This is a genomic window from Brevundimonas sp., from assembly GCF_016742135.1.
Lineage (GTDB): Bacteria > Pseudomonadota > Alphaproteobacteria > Caulobacterales > Caulobacteraceae > Brevundimonas.
The window spans coordinates 348242-370578 of record NZ_JACVCG010000004.1; the positions used below are offsets into that span (position 1 = coordinate 348242).

Sequence of the window (22337 nt, forward strand, 5' to 3'; positions counted from 1 at the left end):
GCGGGCAGGGGGGCGGGTGCAAGCCGAAGAATGGTGCAGGCGGCTCAGAGTTCGCGCCGGTCCAGCATGCGGACGTCAGACCCTTTCGATGGCCATGGCGACGCCTTCGCCGCCGCCGATGCACAGCGAGGCCACGCCCTTCGTCTTGCCGTGAGCTTCCAGCGCACCCAGCAGGGTGGCGAGAATGCGCGCGCCCGAAGCGCCGATCGGATGGCCCAGGGCACAGGCACCGCCGTTGACGTTCAGCCTGTCGCGCTCAATGCCCATTTCCTTCATGGCGATCATCGGGACCACGGCGAAGGCCTCATTGACCTCCCACAGGTCGACGTCCTCGACCGACCAGCCGGCCTTCTTCAGGGCCTTCTGCATGGCGGGCACCGGGGCGGTGGTGAACAGGCCCGGCTCGTGGGCGTGGGCGGCGTGGGCCACGACACGGGCAACGATCGGCAGGTTCATGGCCCTGGCCACGCTCTCGCGGGTCATGACCAGGGCGGCGGCCCCGTCCGAGATGGAGCTGGCATTGGCGGCGGTGATGGTGCCGTCCTTGGCAAAGGCGGGCTTGAGGGTCGGGATCTTTTCCGGTCGAGCCTTGCCGGGCTGTTCGTCGGTGGTGATGGTTTCGGTGCCCTTGCGGCTGGTCACCTCGACCGGCGTGATTTCCGCATCGAAGGCGCCGCTCTGGATGGCGGCATTGGCCCGGCGCAGGGACTCGATGGCGTATTCGTCCTGCTGTTCGCGGGCGAACTGGTACTGGCCGGCGGTATCCTCGGCAAAGGCGCCCATCAGCTTGCCGGGCGTATAGGCGTCCTCGAGACCGTCCATATACATGGTGTCGACGATCACATCGTGGCCGATGCGGGCCCCGCCACGGTGCTTGTTCATGACGTAAGGGGCGCCAGTCATCGACTCCATGCCGCCCGCAACGATGATGTCGGCGGTGCCGGCCAGAAGGGCATCGTGGGCCATGATGGCGGCCTGCATGCCCGAGCCGCACATCTTGTTGACGGTGGTGGCCTCGACATGTTTGCCCAGACCCGCGCCGATGGCGGCCTGACGGGCCGGGGCCTGGCCCAGACCGGCCGGCAGCACACAACCCATGAAGATCTGCTCGACCTTGTCGGCGGGTACACCGGCACGCTCGACCGCCGCCTTGACGGCGGTGGCACCGAGGTCGGTCGCCTTGACGCCGCTCAGGGCGCCCTGAAAGCCACCCATGGGGGTGCGGGCAAAGGCGACGATGACGACGGGATCACTGGATTGGGTCATGGGATACGGTCCCTCGGATACAGAACAGGTAGACGGCTAGATCGGCTTTTGTGCGCTGCAACGCAAGTCTGTTTGCAGGTGCGCTCAAGCTCCGGGCGTACGACGCGGCCCGAAAAGCTTGCGCCGTTGTCGGGCCAGGGCCAGTGGTCGACCGTCCGGCGCAAAGGCGATGCCGTCATCCAGCGCCCAGCCGCCGGACACGTTGCGCGTGCGAAACTGGAAGATGGCCCAGCCGTCCGGCGAGGTGTCGGGTGTCACCGGCTCGATCAGGTCATAGCGCAGGTCGACGCTGGCCGACGGGACAGGCGGAACGGGCAGCACGGTCATGTAGGAGGGGAAGATGCCGTCCAGCAGGAAGCACAGGCTGAGTTCGTCCAGCGGCCTGTGATCCGTGGTCCGCATCCACAGCCGAAGAGTCGGGTCCGACAGCGGTGAGCCGCCGCCGATCTTCGGTCCTCCGTCGAACCGATGCTCGATATAGCGGGTGAACCAGGGCGCAAGCCGGGGATCGACCGGCGTCGGGTCCAGCTGGTGGAACGGGGTCGGCGAGGGGCTGAGCGGCCGGAGCTCCGGCCCGTGTCCCAAGGTGCCGAATGTGCCGAGCGCGGTCAGGGCCGGTCGCCCCGGTTGGCCGGCCCGCACCGAGGCATAGGCCACCGAACGGCCGCCCCGATCCAGCGTCGGCGAAAAGGTGATGTCCTCAAAGCGCGCCGCAGCGAGATACTGAACGGTCAGTGTCATCAGGGGCGGGACGATCCCGAGACCCTCGCGCATGGCGCGAACAGCCAGCGCGGCCATCAGCCCTCCGAACGGAGCTCCCTTGTCCGCAGGCCAGGCCAGCGGCGCATTGGAGAAGTCCGCCGTCAGCTCGGCGATCCGGTCCAGTCCCTCACCGGGCGTGAGGGCCAGAGCTTGATCCAGGGTCTGACGGGGCATGGGAAAGGTCATCCGCAAGGTCCATTGCGAAAAAGGACGGACTTCGGAGCATAGTTGGAAGGTCCAGAATGACAACCCACTTGCAATCAGCCTGCCGCCACGTCACCTTTCTGACATGGGACGCACCGCTGACTACTCCAGACAAAGTTGCTCGATCGCCGCCACCCTGGAGGTGATCGGGGACCCGTGGACCCTGCTGGTCATCCGCGATGCCTTTCAGGGGGTCAGTCGGTTTGAGCAGTGGCAGGACCGGCTGGGTCTGGCCCGCAACGTGCTCGCGGCGCGGCTGAAGTCGCTGGTCCAGCACGGGGTTCTGGAAGTTCGGCCCTATTCCGAGCGGCCACCGCGCAACGAATATGTGCTGACGGCCAAGGGCAAGGATCTGTACGGGGTGCTGGTCACCCTGCACGCCTGGGGCAACAAGCACGTCTATGGCGACTGTGACTCGGGCATCGACATGGTGCACCAGACCTGTGGCCATTCGCTGGACCCGCGCATCGCCTGCAACCACTGCAGCGAGATCGTCAAACCGCGGGAGATCGCCCTGACCCGGGCCGAGAACCGCCCGACGGTCGGGGATGTCATGCCCCGCGAGGACGCGGCCTAGACCTGAAACCGATCCGCGTGTCGGGTGATCAGGGGGACGACGATGTCCTCCTCATCGTCGAGATGGCGGGCGAGGAGAGGCGTTGCCCTGTCCAGACTTTCAGCCATGCGGGCCGCTGCGTCAGGGGCCGTCGCCGCGTGGCCCATGACGGCCTGATGGAAAGCCAGACCCGAGTGGAACAGGTCCTCGAGGATGGCGTGGATCGCGTCGTGATCCCGGTCCATCAGATCAATCCCGGCCCCGATGCGGGGTTCCAGTTGGCGCATCATCGGGAAGTAGCGATGGGTCTCGATGTTGTGGTGGCCGTCTAGGTGCTGAAGGAAGCCCTGCAGGGTCGGAATGAGCTGCCGGTGCAGATCGGGCAGCGACAGGGTGCCCGAGCGCCAGCCTGACGTCACCCGGGTCATGGCTTGGGTCTGGTGTCGGAAATGGCCGTGCATCTGCAGCCAGAACCGGGCGGTCTCACCGACCTGCGGCTCATGCCACCTCAGCCGGGGCAGCTCCTCGAGCAGATACCGATAGGCCGTCGGCAGGCCGGAACGCGCCGCGAGATCGTCAGACACAGGAGGTGGTCGCGGCGATGAAGCCACCGCCCAGCAGACGATCGGGGTCTTCCGGGTCGTAGAGGGCGCAGGCCTGGCCGGGAGACACGCCTTCTTCGCCCGCATCGAAGCGGACGCCGAGGGCATCGCCGTCCCGGAACAACCGGGCGGGCAGCGGCGGGCGGGTTGAGCGGACACGGGCCAGCACGGCACGGCCCGTGTCAGCGGCGGCCGCAAAGTCGGCTTCATCGCCCAGCCAGTTGGTCTCTTCCAGCGTCAGCGAACCGGTCAGCAGGGCTTCGCGCGGGCCGACGATCACCCGGCGGGTCCCGGGCTCAAGTCTCACGACGAACAGGGGATCGCCCACCGCGACGTTGAGCCCGCGCCGCTGGCCGATGGTGTAGTCGGTGATGCCCGCATGGGTACCCAGCACCCGGCCGTCCATGTGCACGATCTCGCCCGCTTCCCGCCCTTGCGGCCGCAGCTTGTCGATCAGCGTCCGGTAATCGCCGGACGGGACGAAACAGATGTCCTGGCTGTCGGGCTTGGCGGCGATCCGGAGGCCCAGTTCAGCCGCCACGCCGCGCACCTGCGGCTTTTCCAGATCGGCGAGCGGAAAACGCAGATAGTCCAACTGCTCGCGTGTGGTGGCGAACAGGAAATAGGACTGGTCGCGCGAGGGATCGATGGCCTTGCGCATCTGGACCCGGCCGTCGACGACCGAGCGGCGGACATAGTGGCCGGTAGCCATGGCCTCGGCGCCGAGATCGCGGGCGACATCCAGCAGGTCGCGGAACTTGACCGTCTGGTTGCAGCGGATGCAGGGCACGGGAGTGCGCCCCTCCAGATAGCTGTCGGCAAACTGGTCGATGACCGCCTCGCGGAAGCGGCTCTCGTAATCGAGCACATAATGCGGGATGCCGAGGGTATCGGCGGCCAGGCGGGCGTCGTGGATGTCCTGACCGGCGCAGCAGGCGCCCTTCTTCTTCAGCGCGGCGCCGTGATCGTAAAGTTGCAGCGTGACGCCGACGACGTCGTAGCCCGCCTTGTGCAGCAGGGCCGCGACCACGGTGGAATCCACCCCGCCCGACATGGCGGCCACCACGCGCGCGCCGACGGGCAGGCCGACCGCCGCGCGCGCGGACGCCACGGCTGCGTCCATGTCAGCCGGAGCCATCGCGGGGATGGGGCAGGCGGTATCCTGCGGACGGGTGATCACCGTGGTCATGCGCGCCATATAGAGGCCCCGGTCGGCATTTTCGAGGCCGGGATACGCAGATAGCCGCCCCTGCTTCGCAGGCGCGGCCATCTCAAGCCTTCGGGGAGAAGAAAGCCTAGTTGCGGTAATGCTGGATGCGGGTAGTGCGCAGACCCTGCATGCCCCATTTGTCGATGGCCTTTTGCCAGGCCAGAAATTCCTCGGCAGTCAGACGATAACGCGCCAGCGCGTCATCCAGGCTGAGAAGTCCGCCCCGCACGGCGGCGACGACCTCGGCCTTGCGGCGGATCACCCAGCGGTCCGTGTTGACCGGCGGCAGATCGCGCAGGGTCAGGGGCGTGCCCGTGGGACCTACCACATAGGCTTCACCGTCCTTGTTCAGTCGTCGCTCTTGCAACATGGGCTTATGCCTCTTTCACCACCATCACTGACCCCGACCATAAGCGACTGGCGCTAAAGGCCGTTTAAGCGTCGTGGTGAAGGAACGGCTAACGCGCCGCCGCTGAAACGGCGCGTTCCGGGGGCCAGGAAGGGCTGCTGTTCGTGTCATTTCCGGTCTCTGCCCGTCACCCGTCAGCGCTTGATACTGATCAGCTCGGCCAGCATTTCGTCAGCCGTGGTGATGATCTTGGACGAGGCGGAATAGGCCCGCTGCGTGGTGATCAGGCCGGTAAACTCGGCCGACAGGTCGACCGTGGAAGCTTCCAGCTGTGAGGCCCCGATGTAGCCGGCGCCGCCCGACCCGGCCGCCTTCAGGTTGAAGGTGCCCGAACCCTGGCTGACGCGGTAGGCATTGCCCGCGGTCTCGGTCAGGCTGTCGGGGCTGGGGAAGGTGGCGATGGCGACCTGGGCGATCTGGCGGGTCACGCCATTGTCGAAGATGGCGGTGACAAAGCCACGCTCGTCAATCTTGACCTCGCTGAGATTGCCGAACGCCGTGCCGTTGGTGATCGTGGCCTGAACGACCGAGGCGCTGTCATACTGGGTCAGGCCGCCGGCGGCAGCGGTCAGGTCGAAGGTCAGGGTCTGGTCATCGATCCCGAGACCCGCAGCCCAGGCGAACGCGCCCGCCGCCGGGGTGCCCGAGCTGGACGAGCCGAAATTCAGCGTCGCATTGGCCGGGTCGTCGAACAGGGCCTGGGCCCCCAGGGCCTCCATGGCCGCAACATCGAGGCGCCCATCCTGGGTGAAGGCGACCAGGCCGGTCTTCAGCTGGCCGTTGGCCAGACCGGCACCCGAGACGACGTCGCTCGCGGGGATGGCGCGGATTTCAGCGTACCACTGGTTCGGTACGGTGCTCTTCAGGAAGGAGAGGGCGATGGTGCGCTGGCCACCCTTGGAATCGGAGACCGGAATGGTGACCTCGAAATCGGGTTTCACGCCGGTGCCCGTTTCCGGATTCCAGAGGGCCATGGAATTGGTCAGCGGATCATAGGCCGTGGGGCCGGGAGGGACCGCGGCCGCATCGGTCGCCTCGGTCGAGATGGCCTGACTGGACTTGAGGTTGGCGTTCAGCTGGATACGCGTGGTGGCTTCGGCCGTCCCGCCGACCGAGCCGACGTTGATGGTCCGCAGACGCGACAGGTCCGAGGGATCGGTGGCGATGTCGCCGTTGGCGTCAACGGGCCAGCCCTGCAGGTACAGGCCGGCGGTGTTCTTCAGATAACCGAGGTTATCGACCCGGAAGGCGCCTGCCCGGGTGAACAGGCGGGCATCGGTGACTTCGAGGTTCTCGGGCTTTTCCGTCACAACGAAGAAGCCCTGACCGGCGATGCCCAGATCAGTGGCCGAGGTGGTCCGCTGCAACTGGCCGTTCTGGCTGATGAAGTGGCGGGCCGTGCCCTGGACGCCGCCCGCGGAATAGCCGCTGCCCTGGCTCTGGCTGTTGACGACGGTCGCGAACTCGCTGGTCGTGCGCTTGTAGCCGACCGTGTTCACGTTTGCGATGTTCTGGGAGATGGCGGCGAGGGCGGCGGAGTTGGCCGTCAGACCTGACACGCCGGCCAGCAGGGCACTGTTGATGCTCATGGGATACTCTCCTTAGGACAGGTATTTCAAGGGGTTGAGTGCCGAGGCCATGGAGGCCAGCAGGCTCTCGTCATCGGTGGGATCCGTGGGGTCGGGGGCAGCCTGACGCGCCTCCTGCAGCGCGATGACGCTACTGAGCGGCAGGATCGAATTGCCGATCGTCAGATAGGGCTGGCCGTCATAGAGCTCGACGCCCGAGATGCGGCCCTTGATCAGGACCTGACTGTCGACCGTTCCGCCGGCACCATTCTTGGCCACGACCTTCAGGGTATAGACGCCGCCATCGGCGACCTGGCCTCCGCCCGTGGTCTGGCCGTTCCAGGTGAAGTCGTGGACACCGTCGGTCTTGCCGCTCCCCGGACCGGACCAGACGACATTGCCTCTGCCGTCCACCACCTGAAGCGTGACCTCGGCGGCATCGCCGGCCAGTTCATAGCTCCAGGACGCCTCGCCGTCCTTGACCCGCGTGGCGGACCAGACCGCCGTCGCTTCCTTGCCGATATAGGTGGCGGCTGTGGTCAGACCGGTGCCCTGCTGGGCCGCCAGCAGGCTGGTCAGCAGATCATTGGTCAGCAACTGCTGCTCGACGCCGGCCATCTGGGTCAATTGGCCGGTGAACTCATTGGAATCGACCGGGGACAGCGGATCCTGGTTGCGCAGCTGCGCCGTCAGCAGGGTGAGAAACGTCTCGAAATTGCTGAACAGGCTGGATGTGCCGGCGTTGATCCGTCCGGCGGCATTGGCGGTGCTGATGGCATCGACCATGGGATCAGACCTTCAGATCGACGCGGTCTCGCGTCAGGGAAAGAGCGTACTGGATGGCGGGTTCGACGAGGGGCTGGTCGGCCTGGTCATTCAGGTCCGACGCCCGGACAAAAGCGTGCCGGTCGAAGCCCGAGAAACCCCGATCAGCCGAGGAGGGATCGCGCTCGGTAAATTGCAGGGCGTCACCCTCGAGGTGCAGGCCCGCCTGTTCCAGTTGACGGCGCAATTCATCCGCCCGGCCCCGCAGTTCGGTGGCGGCGGCCGGATTGTCGAAGGCCAGTCGCGCGGCCAGACGCCCGTCCGAGTCGATCTCGATGCTGACGTCGACCCGCCCAAGACCTTCCGGTGTCAGGGCCATTTCGAAGCGGGTCGAACGGCCGTTCAGACGGTTCTGGATCTGGGCGGCGATCAGGGCGGTGGTTTCGACCGTGGCGCGCGACAGGGTCGACAGACCTGAGCCACGATCGGCTGAGGCCAGCGCTGCCTTGAAGGAGTCGGTTGTGGTCGCATCGCCGGTCAGGGGGGCAGGGCTGTCTGCGCTGACGGGAAGCGAACTGGCTGCAGACGACCCGGGGGGTGTCTGGCCGGGCCGGCCCATGACGGTCATGGTCGCGGCCTGAAAGGGAGACGGGCCCTGCGCGGGGGCGATAACACCGTCCCCCTGAAGGGCGGAGGGTGCAGCGTGGCTGGTCATGCGGGCCTTGAGCCGCGCGCCGAGGTCCGATCCTTCAGGCCCGCGTGAGGGGCTGTGCTCGCGCGCTTCATGGGCAGCCAGCAGACGGCGGACAAGGGCCGGGGCCAAAGGCGCCACAACCTGACCGTCGGACAGAGCCTTGGGCGCACCCTGGGAAGGCGCGGCGGCGGGAACCCGCGTCTCCGCCGCCTCTACCGGTGAGGGTGACTCAGCCGATCGACCCGGGTTTACCTGGGGCAGGTGTGCGCCCTTGTCTTGACCCGCGATGGGGTGCTCGCCGGGCAGGACCTGCGGGCCTGAGCGTTCCCTGTCAGCCTTCCCTTCAGTGACGGGCGGGTTGTGCGGCAGGATCTGCGGGCCGGCATCAGAGCGGGCCTTGCCGTCCTCGCCGGGCAGAATCTGGGGGCCGGAGCCTTCCTTGCCCCCTTCGGTGCCGGTCACCGGCGGATTGTGAGGCAGGATCAGCGGTTCAGTGCTGACGTCCTCGCCGAGCCCGGCCGGCTTTGCCGAGGCGGTATCGTCTGCGGTCTTGTCACTCTCAGGCACGCTCGGCACGTCCGGCTCCGGGCGCCCGGGACGTGCGGGAGCGACGGCCTGCCTGTCGACTCCCTGGGCCTGAGCGAGCAGTCCGGCAAAGGCCTCCGCCCCGTCTGTGGCGACGCCCGCACGCCCGGGCGAACGGGTGACGGCTTCTTCGGCCGCCCCGCCCTGCAGGGGTATGAACAAGCTGTCCGCACGCATCGGGCTGGGCCCCTCCGTCCATCGGTCAATCCCGGACGCACCGGGGTCGTCAGACGGATCGCAAGGCTCGGGCCACTGTGCCGTGGCCAACAAATATCACTGAAAACAGTGTGTTGATTAATGCCGACCGACCTCTTGATCATCCGGGCCGGGTCGAATCTTGCCGTGCGGACGGACGTTTATTGCCCGGTATGCATCCGGCCTCGCAAGGACGCCTTCTGGCCCGCCCCTTGCGCCGCAGGTTGGCGAACGAACGGTCACCAATAATGAACGCTAGCAATTACAGTCTTTTATCCTACCGCCCTCCTGCATGGGCCGGGCAAAATACGCAGGCGTGCAGGAAGAGCTTGCCGGGTGACCGCCATGAGGAGGCCCGCTGATGTCCATTTCCTCCATCATGAATACCGCCAACAGCGGACTGACGGCGGCCCAGACGCAGCTTCGGGTCGTCTCGGACAATGTCTCCAACGTCAACACGCCCGGATATGTCCGAAAGATCGCCGAGCAGGAGACCCTGGTCAGCCAGGGTATCGGCTCGGGCGTCGAGGTCACCCGCATACGCCTGGCGACCGATCGCTTTCTGCAGGCCGCCAGCTTTAATGCCGGAGCCGACGCGGCCCGCCAGTCCGTACGCTATGAACTGTATGACCGACTGCAGGGGCTGTTTGGCGACCCCGGCGGCACCGGGGGCTTCTTTGCCCAGGTCGATCAGGCGTTCTCGGTCTTTGCGGCGGCCGCGGAAGATCCCGCCTCGTCCCCGCGCAGGCAGGAGGCTCTGTTCCGCACCCAGGCCCTGTTCGATGAGGGCAACCGCATCGCCGGACAGATTCAGGCCGTTCGCGAAGATGCCGACGGACGGATTCAGAGCGCGGTCCAGAAGGCCAATTCGCTTCTGGAACAGATCGAGGCGCTGAACATCGAGATTGCGCGCTCGACCGCCGTCGGGGGCGACGGCTCGGGCGCAGAGACGGCCCAGGCGGCCCTCATCGGCCAGTTGTCCGAACTGATGGACGTTCGGGTTTCTGTCCGCTCGGTCGGGGGCGTGTCGATCCGTACAGGCGCGGGGGTGCTGCTGGCCGGCGAGGGCCACGCGACGCTGGAGTATCACCGCGCGGGCACCGTCAATGCCGAGACCGCCTTCAACGAAATCTGGGTGACCGAGCCGCGGGGTCAGAAGCGTCCGCTGCTGGAGAGCATCACCTCGGGCGAGATCAAGGGCCTGGTCGACATGCGCGATGTCGAGGCACCGCAGGCGGCCGAGCGTCTGGCCGAGTTGCTGACCCGGGTCGCAGACGAGCTGAACCGCGCACACAACGCCAACTCTGCCGTCCCGGCCCCGACGACCCTGACGGGACGTAATGTTGGCCAGTCGCTTGAGACCGCACTGGCCGGATTTTCGGGCAATACAACGATCGCCGTCACCAATCCGGCGGGGCAGGTCCAGGCGCGGGCGGATATCGTCTTTTCGGGTGGCACCATCACCATCAACGGCACCCCCACCACGGCGGCCGGATTTCTGGCGACACTGAATGCCGGGTTGGGGGGCGCGGCCACGGCCAGCTTCGCGGGGGGGGTGCTGAGCCTGTCCGCGACCGGTTCGAACGGAGTCGTGGTGGCCGACGACCCTGCGAACCCGTCCCAGAAGATCGGGCGGGGATTCTCGCACTTCTTTGGCCTGAACGACCTGATCTCGACCGACCGACCGGCCCTCTATCAGACAGGCCTCTCCACCACGTCATCCCACGGCTTTACGGCGGGTGAGACGCTTACTCTCAGGTTTGCGGGCGAGACGGGCGCCAAGATCCGCGATGTGACCGTGACCATACCGGTCGGGGGGACCATGGCCGACCTCTTGGGGGCGCTCAATGATCCGGCAACGGGGGCGGGCCGGTTTGGAGCTTTCGTCCTCAATCCGGCCGACGGGACCCTTCAGTTCAACGCCAGCCAAAGTCCGCCCCCGCGCCTGTCGGTATTGGAGGACCGCACCACCCAGGTGCCGTCCGGGGTGTCGATCACGGAGCTGTTCGGCATCGGCGGCGGCGTGCGCGCGTCGCGGGCGGACGGCTTTTCGATGCGTAGCGACATACGCCAGAGCCCGTCACGGCTGGGCCTGGCCCAGTTCGACTTTGCCGCGGGCGTCGGCGCGACCGGCCTGACCAGCGGGGATGGGCGAGGCGCCCTGGCGCTGGCGGATGCCGGTCAGATCAATGCGCTTTTCCAGAGTGCAGGCGACTCGCTGGGCGGCCAAATTTCCGTTTCGCGCTATGCCGCCGAGCTGGCCGGAGACATCGGCGGGCGCGCAGCCCTGACCCGAACGGCGCGGGACAGCGCCGTCGCCCTGCACAGCGAGGCTTCCGCGCGCCAGCGCGCCTACGAAGGCGTCAATCTGGATGAGGAACTGGTGTTGATGACCACCTATCAGCAGGCCTTCAACGCCTCGGCCCGACTGATCCAGGCGGCGCGCGAACTGTATGACACCTTGCTGGGGATGATCTGATGAACCGCGTATCCACATTCGGAAACTATCAGTCCGCCCTGCTTGATCTGATGGCGGCCCAGACCCGGGCCCAGGATGCGCAGCAACGCGTGTCCACGCAAAAGATCGCCACGGATCTGTCGGGGTTTGGGAGAGGCTCGGAAACCCTGACCGCGCTCAAGTCGACCCAGAGCCGGATCCAGGGCTTTATCGATACGGGCGAAACGGTGGCCGCGCGCCTCGCGACCCAGGATCTTGCGCTGGACCGGGTCGCGGAAGGCGTGTCCGGCGCGCGCGAAGCGATTGCCGCGGCCCTGGCCAGCGGCCGTACCGATGGCCTGATGCTGGAACTGCAGGGGCACTATCAGATCACACAGGACGGGCTGAACGCCCGACACCAGAACCGCTATCTGTTCGCGGGCAGCCAAAGCGCCAATGCCCCGGTTACGGCGATGACCATGGCCGACCTGGCGGCCCTGCCGGCCGCCTCCAACGCCTTTGCCAATGACGGCCTGAAGCAGGTCTCTCGCCTTGACGAGGGCACACTCATGGAGACGGGCTTCCTGGCCAATGAGGTGGGGCAGGGGGCGTTCGACATCTTCCGCGATATCCAGCTGTTTCATGAGGCAACCCCGATGAGCGGAGGCATGGATGATGCGACACGGGACTTCCTGACGGCGCAGCTGGCCCGGCTGGATCAGGCCCGCGAGACCGTCACCAACTTTGGGGCCCGCAACGGCTCCCTGCAGAATCGCGTCGACTCGATCGTCGCCGCCCAGACCACCCAGAAAGTCTCTCTGGACGAGATGCTGTCGAAGAAGACCGATGCCGACCTGGCCCAGGCCCTGACCGATCTGGAACTGTCCCAGGTGGCCATTCAGGCCTCCGCCCAGGTAATCAATCAGTTGCGCCAGGTGTCGCTGCTGAATTTCCTGCGATAAAGGCCGGGCAACCCGTAGCCGATCGGCGCATTTGACACAGGGGCCGACGGACGCAGGGCACCGCGAGGAGTGCCGCGATTTCCGCATGGGCAAATCGCGGCATCCGATTTAGTTAAGGTGCCATGGCGATTGCCGATTTCGACATAGACCGTCAGGGCAAGGGGGTTCGGCTGCGTCTGGTCGGCGACTGGACCACCGCAGGTCTGTCACAGCTGAAAGGACGGCTGGGTCCGCGGCTGCGCAAGGAGCTGGGCGGGGTTCAGGTGGCGATGCTGGACCTGACCGACCTGGGTCGTTTTGACACCACCGGCGCTCTGGTCCTGGCCAAGGCTATCGACAGCGCGCTGCCCGAGGACGCCTGGGCGACCCGTCCCGAGGTCGGGCGCGTCTATACGCGCGTCCAGGCGGTCGAGGGCAAGGAGGCCACACCGCGTAAACGCCCGCCCGGCCTGATCCGACTGTTCGCCAAGGTCGGGCGCGGCATGCACGACATCGGCGGAGAAGCCCTCTTGTCGATGGCCTTTCTGGGCCGGTTGATCACCGCAACCGGCTCGGCTCTGAAGCATCCCGGACGCATCCGCTGGCCGGCCTGGGTCAGCCAGATCGAGCGGGCGGGACTTGATGCCATTCCGATCATCGCGGTCACCGCCTTTTTCATCGGCGCCGTCGTGGCCTTCATCGGTGCCGATCTGTTGCAGCAGTTCGGATTTGACGTCTTCGCGGTCGAGCTGATCGCCATTTCCGTTCTGAGAGAGTTCGCGGTGGTGATCGCCGCCATCCTGCTGGCCGGGCGTTCGTCCTCGTCGTTCGCGGCCGAGATCGGGGCGATGAAGATGAATCAGGAAATCGACGCCATGCAGGTGATGGGCGTCAATCCATTTCAGGCCCTGGTCATTCCGCGCCTTGCGGCCATGATCATCATGCTGCCGCTGCTGACCTTCGTCGCCATGCTGGCGGGCCTGTTCGGGGGGGCGCTGGTGGCCTGGAGTCAGCTGGATCTGGGCCTGGTCTTCTTCTTTCAGCGGATGAGCATGATCAACGATATCGGCAACCACCTGTTCGTTGGCCTGGTGAAGGCCCCGGTGTTTGCCATTGTGGTCGCGGCGATCGGCTGCCGTCAGGGTCTGGCGGTGTCGGGCGATGTGGAGTCCCTCGGGCGCCGGGTCACGGCAGCCGTGGTGCAGGCCATCTTCGCGATCATCTTCCTGGACGCCGTGTTCGCCCTGATCTTCCTGGAACTCAACATATGATGGCGGGCCAGGAGACGGTTATCGAGGTTCGCGGTCTGCTTAGTCAGTTTGGCGAACGTGTCATTCACAAGGATCTGGACCTCGACGTCGAGCGGGGAGAAATCCTCGGCGTGGTGGGAGGGTCGGGAAGCGGCAAGACCGTTCTGCTGAACACCATCATCGGCCTGAAGGAGCCTGATGGCGGCAACGTCCGCCTGCTGGACTATGATCTGGCCCAGATGAGCAAGGCCGACCTTGCGGATATCGAGCGTCGCACGGGGGTGTTGTTCCAGCAGGGGGCGCTGTTTTCCTCCCTCACCGTGCTTCAGAACGTCGCCTCTCCCCTGGTCGAGCATACCGACCTGCCCCGCGCCTTGATCGAGGAGATCGCGGCGATGAAGATCGCCCTGGTCGGCCTGGGGCCGGAATCGCACCACCTCAAGCCGGCGGAACTGTCGGGGGGGATGCGCAAGCGCGCGGGCCTGGCACGGGCCCTGGCGCTGGACCCCGAACTGCTGTTTCTGGACGAACCCACAGCGGGTCTGGATCCCATCGGCGCGGCCGCCTTCGACGATTTGATCAGGTCTTTGGCGAATGACCTGGGCCTGACCGTCTTTATGATCACGCATGATCTCGATAGCCTGTATGCCATCTGCGACAAGGTCGCGGTGCTGGCGGACAAGCACGTCGTGATCAAGGCGACCGTTTCCGAACTCGAGCGTTCGGATCATCCCTGGATCCATGAGTATTTCCATGGTCCGCGAGGGCGCGGCGCCCACAGGACCGGCTGAGGAGCCACACCGACATGGAAAGAGACGCCCATTACGCAGCAGTCGGGATCGCCACGGTCGCCCTGGCGGTGGCCCTGATCATCTTCTCGATCTGGCTGGCGCGCCTGTCGTTCAATGAGGAGTACGACCTCTATGATATCGTATTTTATGGACCTGTGCGCGGGCTGTCCGAGGGCGGTGAGGTCCATTTCAACGGCATCCGCGTCGGTCTGGTTACGGATCTGCGTCTGGATCAGGAAAAGGGCGACCAGGTCGTGGCCCGCATCCGCATTGATGCCACCACGCCGGTTCGCGTGACGTCGCGCGCGCAGCTGGAGCCCCAGGGCATCACCGGCCTGAACTATATCCAGATCACCGCCGGCACCGAGGGCAGTGCCCTGCTGAAGACCCAGTATCCGAACAACGTCGTGCCCGTGATCCAGAGCCAGCCCAGTCCGATCGCGGAGCTGCTGTCGGGGTCCGGCACGGTTCTGGCGCAGACGGTGGATGCCCTGAACCGCATCAACCGTGTGCTTTCGGACGAGAACATCCGCTCCTTCTCGGTCAGCGTCCGCAACATCGAGTCGCTCAGTACGGAGCTGGAAGCCCGGAAAGGCATGTTCGGCGAGCTGGAACAGGCGCTGGTTCGCGCCAATGCCGCCATGGCGGAATACCAGGCGCTGGGTGAGTCCGCGCGGCGGCTTGTGGAGACGGACGGGCAGCGCGCCGTCAACAACCTGAATAATGCCGCAGAGCAGGCGGTCCAGGCAGCCGAGTCCGCCAACCGGCTTATCGGCAATCTGGAAGGGCCGGTGAACGACTTTGCCGCCAGCGGTCTTCCGCAACTGGAAGAGGCAATCCGGGGGCTGGATGACGCGACCCGATCCCTCGAGAGCCTCGTCGATGAGGTCCGCAGCAGTCCCCGCGATTTCATCTCGCGACCACCGTCCAAGGAACTGGAGGTTCAGCCATGATCGTCGCTTTGATGCCGTCCTCGCGACGCCGTCTGGTCGGACTGGCGGGTGTGGGCCTGGCACTGGCCATGGGCGGGTGTGCCCTGCTGTCGACACCGGATCCCGTGCAGCTTTACCGCTTCGGACCGCTGGATGGTGGCTATGTCGGCGAGCGCAGCATGGCGAGCGTCCAGGTCTCGTTGCGCCGGATCGAATTTCCCGAGGCCGTGTCCGGACAGCGGATGCTGGCGGTAACCGGCAATGAGGCCGCCTATCTGGGCGGAGCGCGCTGGGTGTCCGATGCCCGTGATCTCTACGCCCAGAGCCTGGAAACCGCCTTCGGGAGCAGCGCCTCCGGGGTGCGGCTGATCGGGGGGCGCGAGCTGACCCGCGCCGATGCCGGTCTGGATGTCGACATCACGACCTTCGAGACGCGCTATGCTGCGCCCGGTGCAGTGCCGACGGTGGTGATTTCGGCGCGTGCTCGTCTGCTGGCGATGCCGGCGCGCACGGTGGTCTCGGAGCAGATCTTCTCGGTGCGTCAGCCCGCGACCGATAACCGGATCAGCGCCATCGTCTCGGCCTATGACGCGGCAACGCAGGACCTGAACCAGCAGATCGTCGCCTGGGTTGAAGCCAATGCCGCCCGCGCGGCCGCTGCGGACTGATCCCGGTCCTCGGGTCAAATCCGGGGGCGACGAAGGCTAGCCGTTCCGAAGGGTTTCCAGCCGGGCCACCTGGGCCTTGCGGCGCTCCTGCGCCTGGGCGAGGTCGGCCTTGATGCGGGTCAGCGTGGCCAGAAGCCTGTCGCGCAGGGCCTGTAGCTCCGAGATATCGGGGCGCACCTTGCGCGGGCGCTTGCGATCAAGGCCCAGACGCGCGGTCCAGTCCTCCTGCCAGGCATTGAGGGCCGGCGCGGCGCGGCGAATGGCATCCGCAGCCCAGGCATCCGCATTCTGGATGGCCCGGGCATAGGGCAGGGCAGCTACGCCCGAGGCGCGATGAGCGTCCAGGTCGTCGATCCTCGTGCGTAGAGCCTGATGCGGATCGTCGGGTCTGTCCTCGCCTTCCTTCACGACCGGAGCAACCCCCGCCGCCGCCAGGCCAACCCGGACATGACCGTGGATCTCGCGAACGCCTTCGCGCAGGGCATCCAATGCCCCGTTCAGTGAGGCACCCCGGGTTTCGACGCCCTTCAGGCGCTCCTCGATCTCGGCAAGCGTGTCCTTGACCGTCCGGCCGGCGGCCTGAAACGCCGAGCGAAACCGTTTCAGGCGACTGTTCCGGCTGTCGAACAGCCCCGCCAGCCCGCGTCGGGGCTCGAGCTCGCGGGGGTGCAGGCTCTCGACACAGGCGATCAGATGGTCAAGCCGGGCACCGGCCTCGGTCAGGTCGCCGGTGCGCGCCTCGGCCAGCACGAGGTCCAGACAATCGCGCACAGACTGGCGGGACCGCTCGCCATAGACAGCGGGGTCCGCCTGGACCTCGGCCTGCATGTCTTGCAGGCGGTCGGGATCGGGCTCCGGAATGCCGAAAAAGCGCCCGCTGCCGTCAGCCATCACATCACCCTCCACTTCGGCCTGTTCCGGCCGATTGGAGGTACTATGCCAGCGACTTGAGGTTTTCGGAAATTGTCCAGGTCGCCTCGGTCTTTGCCGCGACCTCTTCCAGGGTCACGCCGTCGGCCAACTCGATCAGCTCCAGGCCCGTGCCGTCCGGCTTGACGTCAAAGACGCACAGGTCGGTGATGATGCGGCTGACCACGCCTGTACCCGTTAGCGGAAGCGTGCAGGCTTTCAGCACCTTGGACTGGCCGTGCTTGTTGGCGTGTTCCATAACCACCACCACCCGCTTGACGCCCGCGACCAGGTCCATGGCACCGCCCATGCCCTTCACCAGCTTGCCCGGGATCATCCAGTTGGCGATGTCGCCGTTTTCGGCCACTTCCATGGCGCCGAGGATCGACAGGTTGATGTGGCCACCCCGGATCATGGCGAAGCTGTCGGCCGAGCTGAAATAGCTGGTCTCGGGGATTTCCGAGATGGTCTGCTTTCCGGCGTTGATCAGGTCGGGGTCGACCTCGTCCTCATAGGGGAAGGGCCCCATGCCCAGCATGCCGTTCTCGGACTGAAGGGTGACCTCCATGCCGTGCGGGATGTAGTTGGCGACCAGGGTCGGAATGCCGATGCCCAGATTGACGTAGAAGCCATCCTGGAGCTCGCGGGCGGCGCGGGCGGCCAGTTGTTCACGGGTGCGGGACATGGATCAGGCTCCCTCTCTCTGACGGACCGTGCGCTGTTCAATGCGCTTTTCAAAGGTGCCCTTGATGAGACGATCAACGTAGATGCCGGGTGTGTGGATCTGGTCCGGGTCCAGCGTGCCGGTGGGCACGATTTCCTCGACCTCGACGACGGTGACCTTGCCGGCCGTGGCCATCATCGGATTGAAGTTGCGGGCCGTCTTGCGGAACTGAAGATTGCCGCGGCCGTCCGCCCTCCAGGCCTTGACGATCGACAGGTCGGCGACCAGGCCCGTTTCCATGATGTACTGCCGGCCCCCGAACTCGCGGACCTCCTTGCCCTCGGCCACCAGGGTACCGACCCCCGTCGCGGTGAAGAAGGCGGGGATGCCCGCACCGCCAGCCCGGATGCGCTCGGCCAGGGTGCCCTGGGGGTTGAACTCCAGCTCCAGCTCACCGGCCAGATACTGCCGCTCGAACTCCTTGTTCTCCCCGACGTAGGAGCTGATCATCTTTCTGATCTGGCGGGTCTCCAGCAGTTGGCCGAGGCCGAAGCCGTCGACGCCTGCATTGTTGGAGATGACCGTCATCCCCCTGGTGCCGCTGTCGCGCAGGGCCGCGATCAGGTTTTCCGGAATGCCGCACAGGCCAAAGCCGCCGGCCATCACGGTCATGCCGTCGAAGGTCAGGCCTTCGAGCGCGCTTTTGGCGTCAGGGTAGAGTTTCCTCATCGCGTCCTCTTATTTTCATCGCCTGATGAAATTGGGTCTGTCTGTTCGGTCTCTAGTGTGAGCGGCCGCGAGGGGCAACCCCGGGCGCGGTCACAGGAGCGTGCCGTGGGTCACCGGATCGGCCGGCGGGGCGCCCCGGACGCGGTACCGGGCTCCCTTCAACAGCAGTTTGATGGCTTCCCAATGAATGGCGGCGATCACCTTCCACGTCAGAAGGGGGTGGGACCAGAAGGCGCGGGCCAGTTGGCGGTCATCGAGCGGGCGGTAATGCCCGGCGAAGGTCGCGGTCAGGATCGGTGCCTCGCCGCGCCGGACATTGACCGTCACCGAGAGATCCTGCCCCGGGGGGCGGACAACGAAGTCATAGGTCAGCCTCATGTCCATGAAGGGGCTGACAAAAAAGCGTTTGGGCGCCGTCTGGAGCACCGGGCCTTCGTCGGCCTCCGGTCTGGCGATAAGATAGCTGTGCCGCTCGCCAAAGGTATTGGAGACCTCATAGACCAGCGCTGCCAGCACGCCGTCGGGGCGGTAGCAGAAATAGACGCTGAGCGGATTGAAGCCGTAGCCGAGGATGCGTGGCATGGTCAGCAGGCGGATGGGCCCTCCGTCCAGCGCGATCCCGGCCGCTGACAGGTGAGCCTCGATCTGCGCGCGCAAGGATCGTGGATCCCCGGGCGCGCCATGGTCGGCGGCATTCCAGCGCATCAGCCCCCACCGGCCCGGCCGAAGCCACTTGAGGCGCGACAGCCGCTCGCTGGCCGCATCGAGGTCGAACAGCAGCATATAGACGCGGTAGCGCAGGCGGTGGTCGAAAGGGCGGACGCGCCGGTGGGTGACCTGCCCAACATAGAGACCGAAGGCAGGCGGTGAGGTCACGCGGCTCTTTCCAGAGCGGAGGCCGGCGGGGGGGCGACATGGATGCGTCCGCTCTCATTTTCGACCGACCAGGGCCGGCGCAGGCCGCCGAGTTGTTCGGCCACGGCGAGGCCCGCCTGAATCCCGTCCTCATGGAAGCCCGAGCCGAACCAGGCGCCACAGAACCAGACATTGCGCTGACCCTGCAAACTCCACAGCCGCTTCTGGGCGTCCAGCGCGGCACCGTTGAAAACGGGATGCTCGTAATCCCACTCGCCCAGCACGGTTTCGGGGGCGGGTTCGATTGCCGGATTCAGACTGACGAACAGGGGCGGACCCTCGAGGCTCTGGAGCTCGTTCATCCAGTAGGTGACGCCGCCTTCGCCGGCCCGGGCGGAGTAGCCTACGTGAGTCCAGGCAGCCCAGGCCTTGCGCCGCCGGGGCATCAGCCGGGTGTCGCGGTGCAGGACGGCACGGTTAGGGCGGTAGGTGATGGCACCCAGCAGCTCGCGCTCCGAGGCCGACGGCGCCTCGAGCAGCCGCAGCGCCTGATCGGAATGGGTGGCCAGGACGATGGCATCGAACCGTTCAAAGCGACCATCCGAGAACCGCAGGGCGGCCTCGTCGCGCCCCCGTACCACGCTCTCGATGCCGGCGTTGGTAATGACGTTGCCGGAAAAGTCGGCCAGCAGGCGCGATACATATTCGCGCGAGCCTCCCGTGACCGTCCGCCAGGTGGGGCGCAGATCATACTTCAGCAGATTGTGGTTCATGTAGAAGCGGACGAAGGCCGCGGCCGGATAGTCGGTCATCTGGTTGAGCGTGCACGACCAGATGGCCGCCGCCTGGGGCAATAGGTGCGCTTCGCGGAACAGGGGACCGTAGCCGGAGCGGGTCAGCCAGGCGTCCAGCGTCTCTCCCGTCCGTTCAAGCTCGGCCAGGTCGCGGGGGGCCTGTTTCTGGAAGCGCAGCAGGTCGCCGATCATGCGCCAGAACTTCGGACTGGCGTAGTTGCGCTTCTGGGCAAACAGGGCGCCCACGCCGTGGCTGGAATATTCCAGCGCGCCATCGTCCATCGAGACCGCGAAGGACATGAAGGCGGGCTGGGTCGGCACGTTCAGATGGGCAAGCAGCGCCGTGAGGTTGGGGTAGTTGTCTTCGTTGAAGACGATAAAGCCGGTGTCGACGGCGGTCGCCTGGCCCGCATTCTCGACCGTCACCGTATGACTGTGGCCACCGATGCGGTCGTCGGCTTCATAGAGGGTCACCTGGTGGCGTTTCGACAACAGCCAGGCGGCCGACAGGCCCGCAATACCCGACCCTACCACCGCGACCCTTTTGCCGGTGCCAGACCGGGTCATGGCGGGGTCCGGATTCACCAGATGCGGGCTCATGTTCACTCCCTGAAGCCGTCGTTGAGGCAGCTACGCGACGGCGGGCAGGTCGGATGAGTCATCCAGGTTCCGGTTGCGCGCGTAAATGTCGAAAACCGGACACTTCCGGGCGGAGCTTTACGCCCGGGGCGACGTTTGGTTGCCAGTTTTGCCTCAGGACCCGGGCCCTCGATGAATCCAGCGACCGCCGCCATCCGTCAGCTTCAGGATGCCCCCTTTCCCGATCCGGTGACCCGATGGGCCATCGACAGCCTGGTAACCGAGGCGCGCAAGCGACTGGACCGGGAAGGGCCGCACGACGAGGGGGCCTTTGCCCGGTCGATGGCCGAGCGGCCTATCGCCGAACATACGGATGCGGCCAATGACCAGCACTATGAGCTGCCGCCCGAGTTCTTCGAGATCTGCCTCGGAGCACGGCTGAAATACTCCTGCTGCCTCTACCCGACCGGCGAGGAGACGCTGGACGAGGCCGAGGCGCTGGCGCTGGCGGAAACCTGTGAGCACGCCGGGCTGGCCGACGGGCAGATCATTCTGGAACTGGGGTGTGGCTGGGGTTCGCTCAGCCTGTGGATGGCCGAGCACTATCCGAAGGCGCGGATCGTGGCGGTGTCCAACAGCCACGGCCAGCGGGGTCACATTGAGGCTCAGGCGCGTGCGCGCGGGCTCGGCAATCTGACCGTCATCACCTGCGACATGAATGATTTCGAGCCCCCCGCCGCACTGGTGGGGCAGGTGGACCGGATCGTCTCGGTCGAGATGTTCGAGCACATGGCCAACTGGCGCGCTCTCCTGACCCGGGCGCGCGGGTGGCTGAAGCCGGACGGGCGGATGTTCATCCACATCTTCACGCACCGCGACGCGCCCTACCGCTTTGACCATACCGACAGCGGGGATTTCATCGCGCAGCATTTCTTCACCGGCGGGGTGATGCCCAGTCGCGGCCTGATCCGGCAGTTCCCGGACCTGTTCGAGGTCGAGAGCGAATGGACGTGGAATGGTGAGCACTATGCCCGCACCGCGCGGCACTGGCTGGCCAATATGGACCAGAACGCCGACCGGGTGGCCGAGCTGATGGCCGAAACCTATGGCGAGGATGCGCGCCTGTGGACGCGGCGCTGGCGGCGGTTCTATCTGGCGACCGCCGGCCTGTTCGGAAATGACGGAGGCCGCACCTGGGCGGTCAGCCACTATCGTCTCAAGCCCGTGGCGGGCTGAGCAAGGGGAGAGCACCATGCTGAAATATCTGGCCGGTTATCTGGGCGCGGGTCTGGCGTTTGCGGCGATCGATGCCGTGTGGCTGACGACCATGACCAACCGTCTCTACAAACCGATCCTCGGACCGATCCTGGCCGACAAGCCCGACATGAAGGCGGCGGTTGCCTTCTATCTGATCTACATCGCCGGGATCGTGTTTTTCGCGATTTCGCCGGCCCTTCGGGACGGTGGACTGGGCCGGGCGGCGCTGAACGGCGCGGTGCTCGGCTTCGTCGCCTATGCCACCTATGATCTGACCAATCAGGCGACGCTGAATGTCTGGTCCAGTCGCCTGACCCTGATCGATCTGGCGTGGGGCACGGTGCTGACCCTGTCGGCATCGAGCGCAGGCTATCTGGCCGCGCGGTGGGCCGAAAGCCGCTTCGGGGGCTGATGCATTTTAACCCTGTTGTTCGCCACAGGCGCGCAAGCCCTGTTCTGAGCCACGGGATCGGTTAATCTGTCGACGAGGCTCGAGGTTGAGCCGCAGTATTCGTCGGGGGACGGCGTGCGCGCTGGCATCAATGCTTTGACGGCGGCCTTTGTGGTCGGGGTGCTGGCAGGTCTGCTGCTGACCCCCGACGGTCGCGCCTGGCTGAGCAATCCCACCCTGATGCTGGGCGGGCAGGCGAATGCCTCGGCCAGTGCCGCCGGGACCGCCGTCGCAGCAGCGCCGGTCGAGGTTGAGGCGCCGGTT

Annotated in this window: 22 protein-coding genes and 1 pseudogene; 10 read left to right on the forward strand and 13 right to left on the reverse strand. The window is 66.1% G+C overall.

Going from position 1 to position 22337, the window contains the following annotated elements:
- Positions 1 to 75: 75 nt before the first annotated feature.
- Together IBJ06_RS10790 and IBJ06_RS10795 are read right to left on the reverse strand one after the other, a co-directional pair.
- Positions 76 to 1266, reverse strand: coding sequence for an acetyl-CoA C-acyltransferase (locus tag IBJ06_RS10790; RefSeq protein WP_292160117.1), 1191 nt, complete (start codon positions 1264 to 1266; stop codon positions 76 to 78).
- Between the two features lie 84 nt (positions 1267 to 1350).
- Positions 1351 to 2202: a thioesterase family protein gene (locus tag IBJ06_RS10795; RefSeq protein ID WP_292160120.1), complete on the reverse strand. Its 852-nt coding sequence runs from the start codon at positions 2200 to 2202 to the stop codon at positions 1351 to 1353.
- Between the two features lie 115 nt (positions 2203 to 2317).
- Here IBJ06_RS10795 and IBJ06_RS10800 point away from each other — a divergent pair, with 115 nt between their 5' ends.
- Positions 2318 to 2809 carry a helix-turn-helix domain-containing protein gene (locus IBJ06_RS10800; RefSeq protein ID WP_123288395.1) on the forward strand — a complete coding sequence of 164 codons (492 nt, stop codon included), beginning with the start codon at positions 2318 to 2320 and terminating at the stop codon, positions 2807 to 2809.
- Here the strand turns inward: IBJ06_RS10800 and IBJ06_RS10805 are convergent.
- The 6 genes from IBJ06_RS10805 to IBJ06_RS10830 all read right to left on the reverse strand — a co-directional run bounded on the left by IBJ06_RS10805 (position 2806) and on the right by IBJ06_RS10830 (position 8798).
- On the reverse strand, positions 2806 to 3372 hold the full coding sequence (locus tag IBJ06_RS10805; protein WP_292160125.1) for a hemerythrin domain-containing protein: 567 nt from the start codon (positions 3370 to 3372) through the stop codon (positions 2806 to 2808). The two genes, IBJ06_RS10800 and IBJ06_RS10805, sit on opposite strands and share 4 nt — an antisense overlap.
- Positions 3365 to 4528, reverse strand: a complete 1164-nt coding sequence (gene mnmA / locus IBJ06_RS10810) for a tRNA 2-thiouridine(34) synthase MnmA (protein WP_292160192.1) — start codon at positions 4526 to 4528, stop codon at positions 3365 to 3367. Before mnmA ends, IBJ06_RS10805 begins: the two co-directional genes overlap by 8 nt.
- A gap of 157 nt (positions 4529 to 4685) precedes the next feature.
- Positions 4686 to 4970, reverse strand: a complete 285-nt coding sequence (locus IBJ06_RS10815; RefSeq protein ID WP_292160127.1) for a DUF1153 domain-containing protein — start codon at positions 4968 to 4970, stop codon at positions 4686 to 4688.
- Positions 4971 to 5143: 173 nt separating this feature from the next.
- Entirely contained in the window at positions 5144 to 6598 is a 1455-nt protein-coding gene (gene flgE / locus IBJ06_RS10820; RefSeq protein WP_292160128.1) for a flagellar hook protein FlgE, read from the reverse strand.
- 12 nt (positions 6599 to 6610) lie between these two features.
- Positions 6611 to 7363, reverse strand: coding sequence for a flagellar hook assembly protein FlgD (locus IBJ06_RS10825; protein ID WP_292160130.1), 753 nt, complete (start codon positions 7361 to 7363; stop codon positions 6611 to 6613).
- A 4-nt stretch (positions 7364 to 7367) separates the two neighbouring features.
- Positions 7368 to 8798, reverse strand: coding sequence for a flagellar hook-length control protein FliK (locus IBJ06_RS10830; RefSeq protein WP_292160132.1), 1431 nt, complete (start codon positions 8796 to 8798; stop codon positions 7368 to 7370).
- Positions 8799 to 9177: 379 nt separating this feature from the next.
- On the opposite strand from IBJ06_RS10830, the gene flgK reads away from it, so the two are divergent.
- From flgK to IBJ06_RS10860, 6 genes are all read left to right on the forward strand, one after another.
- Positions 9178 to 11295 (forward strand): flagellar hook-associated protein FlgK, encoded by a 2118-nt coding sequence (flgK, locus tag IBJ06_RS10835; RefSeq protein WP_292160134.1) that lies wholly within the window; start codon positions 9178 to 9180, stop codon positions 11293 to 11295.
- Positions 11295 to 12215: a flagellin gene (locus tag IBJ06_RS10840; protein ID WP_292160136.1), complete on the forward strand. Its 921-nt coding sequence runs from the start codon at positions 11295 to 11297 to the stop codon at positions 12213 to 12215. The genes flgK and IBJ06_RS10840 overlap by 1 nt, the downstream gene beginning before the upstream one ends.
- 122 nt (positions 12216 to 12337) lie before the next feature.
- Positions 12338 to 13465, forward strand: a complete 1128-nt coding sequence (locus tag IBJ06_RS10845; protein WP_292160138.1) for an ABC transporter permease — start codon at positions 12338 to 12340, stop codon at positions 13463 to 13465.
- A complete protein-coding gene (locus IBJ06_RS10850) occupies positions 13462 to 14235 on the forward strand; it encodes an ABC transporter ATP-binding protein (protein WP_292160140.1) in 774 nt (257 codons plus the stop codon). The genes IBJ06_RS10845 and IBJ06_RS10850 overlap by 4 nt, the downstream gene beginning before the upstream one ends.
- Positions 14236 to 14249: 14 nt before the next feature.
- Positions 14250 to 15188: an MlaD family protein gene (locus tag IBJ06_RS10855; RefSeq protein WP_292160142.1), complete on the forward strand. Its 939-nt coding sequence runs from the start codon at positions 14250 to 14252 to the stop codon at positions 15186 to 15188.
- Positions 15185 to 15835 (forward strand): ABC-type transport auxiliary lipoprotein family protein, encoded by a 651-nt coding sequence (locus IBJ06_RS10860; RefSeq protein WP_292160144.1) that lies wholly within the window; start codon positions 15185 to 15187, stop codon positions 15833 to 15835. Before IBJ06_RS10855 ends, IBJ06_RS10860 begins: the two co-directional genes overlap by 4 nt.
- A 36-nt stretch (positions 15836 to 15871) precedes the next feature.
- On the opposite strand, the gene IBJ06_RS10865 is transcribed toward IBJ06_RS10860, so the two are convergent.
- From IBJ06_RS10865 to IBJ06_RS10885, 5 genes are all read right to left on the reverse strand, one after another.
- A complete protein-coding gene (locus tag IBJ06_RS10865; protein WP_292160146.1) occupies positions 15872 to 16726 on the reverse strand; it encodes a toxic anion resistance protein in 855 nt (284 codons plus the stop codon).
- Positions 16727 to 16769: 43 nt separating this feature from the next.
- The gene (locus tag IBJ06_RS10870; RefSeq protein WP_292160148.1) at positions 16770 to 17429 is read right to left on the reverse strand and encodes a 3-oxoacid CoA-transferase subunit B; all 660 of its coding nucleotides are present in this window, start codon (positions 17427 to 17429) and stop codon (positions 16770 to 16772) included.
- Positions 17430 to 17432: 3 nt separating this feature from the next.
- Entirely contained in the window at positions 17433 to 18137 is a 705-nt protein-coding gene (locus IBJ06_RS10875) for a CoA transferase subunit A (protein WP_292160150.1), read from the reverse strand.
- Between the two features lie 90 nt (positions 18138 to 18227).
- Entirely contained in the window at positions 18228 to 19013 is a 786-nt protein-coding gene (locus tag IBJ06_RS10880; RefSeq protein ID WP_292160152.1) for a DUF1365 domain-containing protein, read from the reverse strand.
- Positions 19010 to 20386, reverse strand: a complete 1377-nt coding sequence (locus IBJ06_RS10885) for an FAD-dependent oxidoreductase (protein WP_292160153.1) — start codon at positions 20384 to 20386, stop codon at positions 19010 to 19012. Before IBJ06_RS10885 ends, IBJ06_RS10880 begins: the two co-directional genes overlap by 4 nt.
- A 171-nt stretch (positions 20387 to 20557) precedes the next feature.
- On the opposite strand from IBJ06_RS10885, the gene IBJ06_RS10890 reads away from it, so the two are divergent.
- From IBJ06_RS10890 to IBJ06_RS10900, 3 genes and pseudogenes are all read left to right on the forward strand, one after another.
- Positions 20558 to 21601, forward strand: coding sequence for a cyclopropane-fatty-acyl-phospholipid synthase family protein (locus IBJ06_RS10890; protein WP_292160154.1), 1044 nt, complete (start codon positions 20558 to 20560; stop codon positions 21599 to 21601).
- Positions 21602 to 21617: 16 nt separating this feature from the next.
- A complete protein-coding gene (locus IBJ06_RS10895; RefSeq protein ID WP_292160157.1) occupies positions 21618 to 22034 on the forward strand; it encodes a DUF2177 family protein in 417 nt (138 codons plus the stop codon).
- A 114-nt stretch (positions 22035 to 22148) separates the two neighbouring features.
- Positions 22149 to 22337 (forward strand): annotated as a pseudogene (locus IBJ06_RS10900) (DUF459 domain-containing protein); the annotation flags it as partial.

Excerpts from the sequence above, each read along its gene's own strand:
- IBJ06_RS10825 (WP_292160130.1), bottom strand. The coding sequence starts at position 7,363 with ATGGTCGATGCCATCAGCACCGCCAATGCCGCCGGACGGATCAACGCC.
- IBJ06_RS10895 (WP_292160157.1), top strand. The coding sequence starts at position 21,618 with ATGCTGAAATATCTGGCCGGTTATCTGGGCGCGGGTCTGGCGTTTGCG.
- IBJ06_RS10860 (WP_292160144.1), top strand. The coding sequence starts at position 15,185 with ATGATCGTCGCTTTGATGCCGTCCTCGCGACGCCGTCTGGTCGGACTG.
- IBJ06_RS10875 (WP_292160150.1), bottom strand. The coding sequence starts at position 18,137 with ATGAGGAAACTCTACCCTGACGCCAAAAGCGCGCTCGAAGGCCTGACC.
- flgE (WP_292160128.1), bottom strand. The coding sequence starts at position 6,598 with ATGAGCATCAACAGTGCCCTGCTGGCCGGCGTGTCAGGTCTGACGGCC.
- IBJ06_RS10800 (WP_123288395.1), top strand. The coding sequence starts at position 2,318 with ATGGGACGCACCGCTGACTACTCCAGACAAAGTTGCTCGATCGCCGCC.
- IBJ06_RS10795 (WP_292160120.1), bottom strand. The coding sequence starts at position 2,202 with ATGCCCCGTCAGACCCTGGATCAAGCTCTGGCCCTCACGCCCGGTGAG.
- IBJ06_RS10885 (WP_292160153.1), bottom strand. The coding sequence starts at position 20,386 with ATGAGCCCGCATCTGGTGAATCCGGACCCCGCCATGACCCGGTCTGGC.
- mnmA (WP_292160192.1), bottom strand. The coding sequence starts at position 4,528 with ATGGCTCCGGCTGACATGGACGCAGCCGTGGCGTCCGCGCGCGCGGCG.
- flgK (WP_292160134.1), top strand. The coding sequence starts at position 9,178 with ATGTCCATTTCCTCCATCATGAATACCGCCAACAGCGGACTGACGGCG.
- IBJ06_RS10865 (WP_292160146.1), bottom strand. The coding sequence starts at position 16,726 with ATGGCTGACGGCAGCGGGCGCTTTTTCGGCATTCCGGAGCCCGATCCC.
- IBJ06_RS10870 (WP_292160148.1), bottom strand. The coding sequence starts at position 17,429 with ATGTCCCGCACCCGTGAACAACTGGCCGCCCGCGCCGCCCGCGAGCTC.
- IBJ06_RS10855 (WP_292160142.1), top strand. The coding sequence starts at position 14,250 with ATGGAAAGAGACGCCCATTACGCAGCAGTCGGGATCGCCACGGTCGCC.
- IBJ06_RS10840 (WP_292160136.1), top strand. The coding sequence starts at position 11,295 with ATGAACCGCGTATCCACATTCGGAAACTATCAGTCCGCCCTGCTTGAT.
- IBJ06_RS10850 (WP_292160140.1), top strand. The coding sequence starts at position 13,462 with ATGATGGCGGGCCAGGAGACGGTTATCGAGGTTCGCGGTCTGCTTAGT.
- IBJ06_RS10830 (WP_292160132.1), bottom strand. The coding sequence starts at position 8,798 with ATGCGTGCGGACAGCTTGTTCATACCCCTGCAGGGCGGGGCGGCCGAA.
- IBJ06_RS10790 (WP_292160117.1), bottom strand. The coding sequence starts at position 1,266 with ATGACCCAATCCAGTGATCCCGTCGTCATCGTCGCCTTTGCCCGCACC.
- IBJ06_RS10815 (WP_292160127.1), bottom strand. The coding sequence starts at position 4,970 with ATGTTGCAAGAGCGACGACTGAACAAGGACGGTGAAGCCTATGTGGTA.
- IBJ06_RS10845 (WP_292160138.1), top strand. The coding sequence starts at position 12,338 with ATGGCGATTGCCGATTTCGACATAGACCGTCAGGGCAAGGGGGTTCGG.
- IBJ06_RS10890 (WP_292160154.1), top strand. The coding sequence starts at position 20,558 with ATGAATCCAGCGACCGCCGCCATCCGTCAGCTTCAGGATGCCCCCTTT.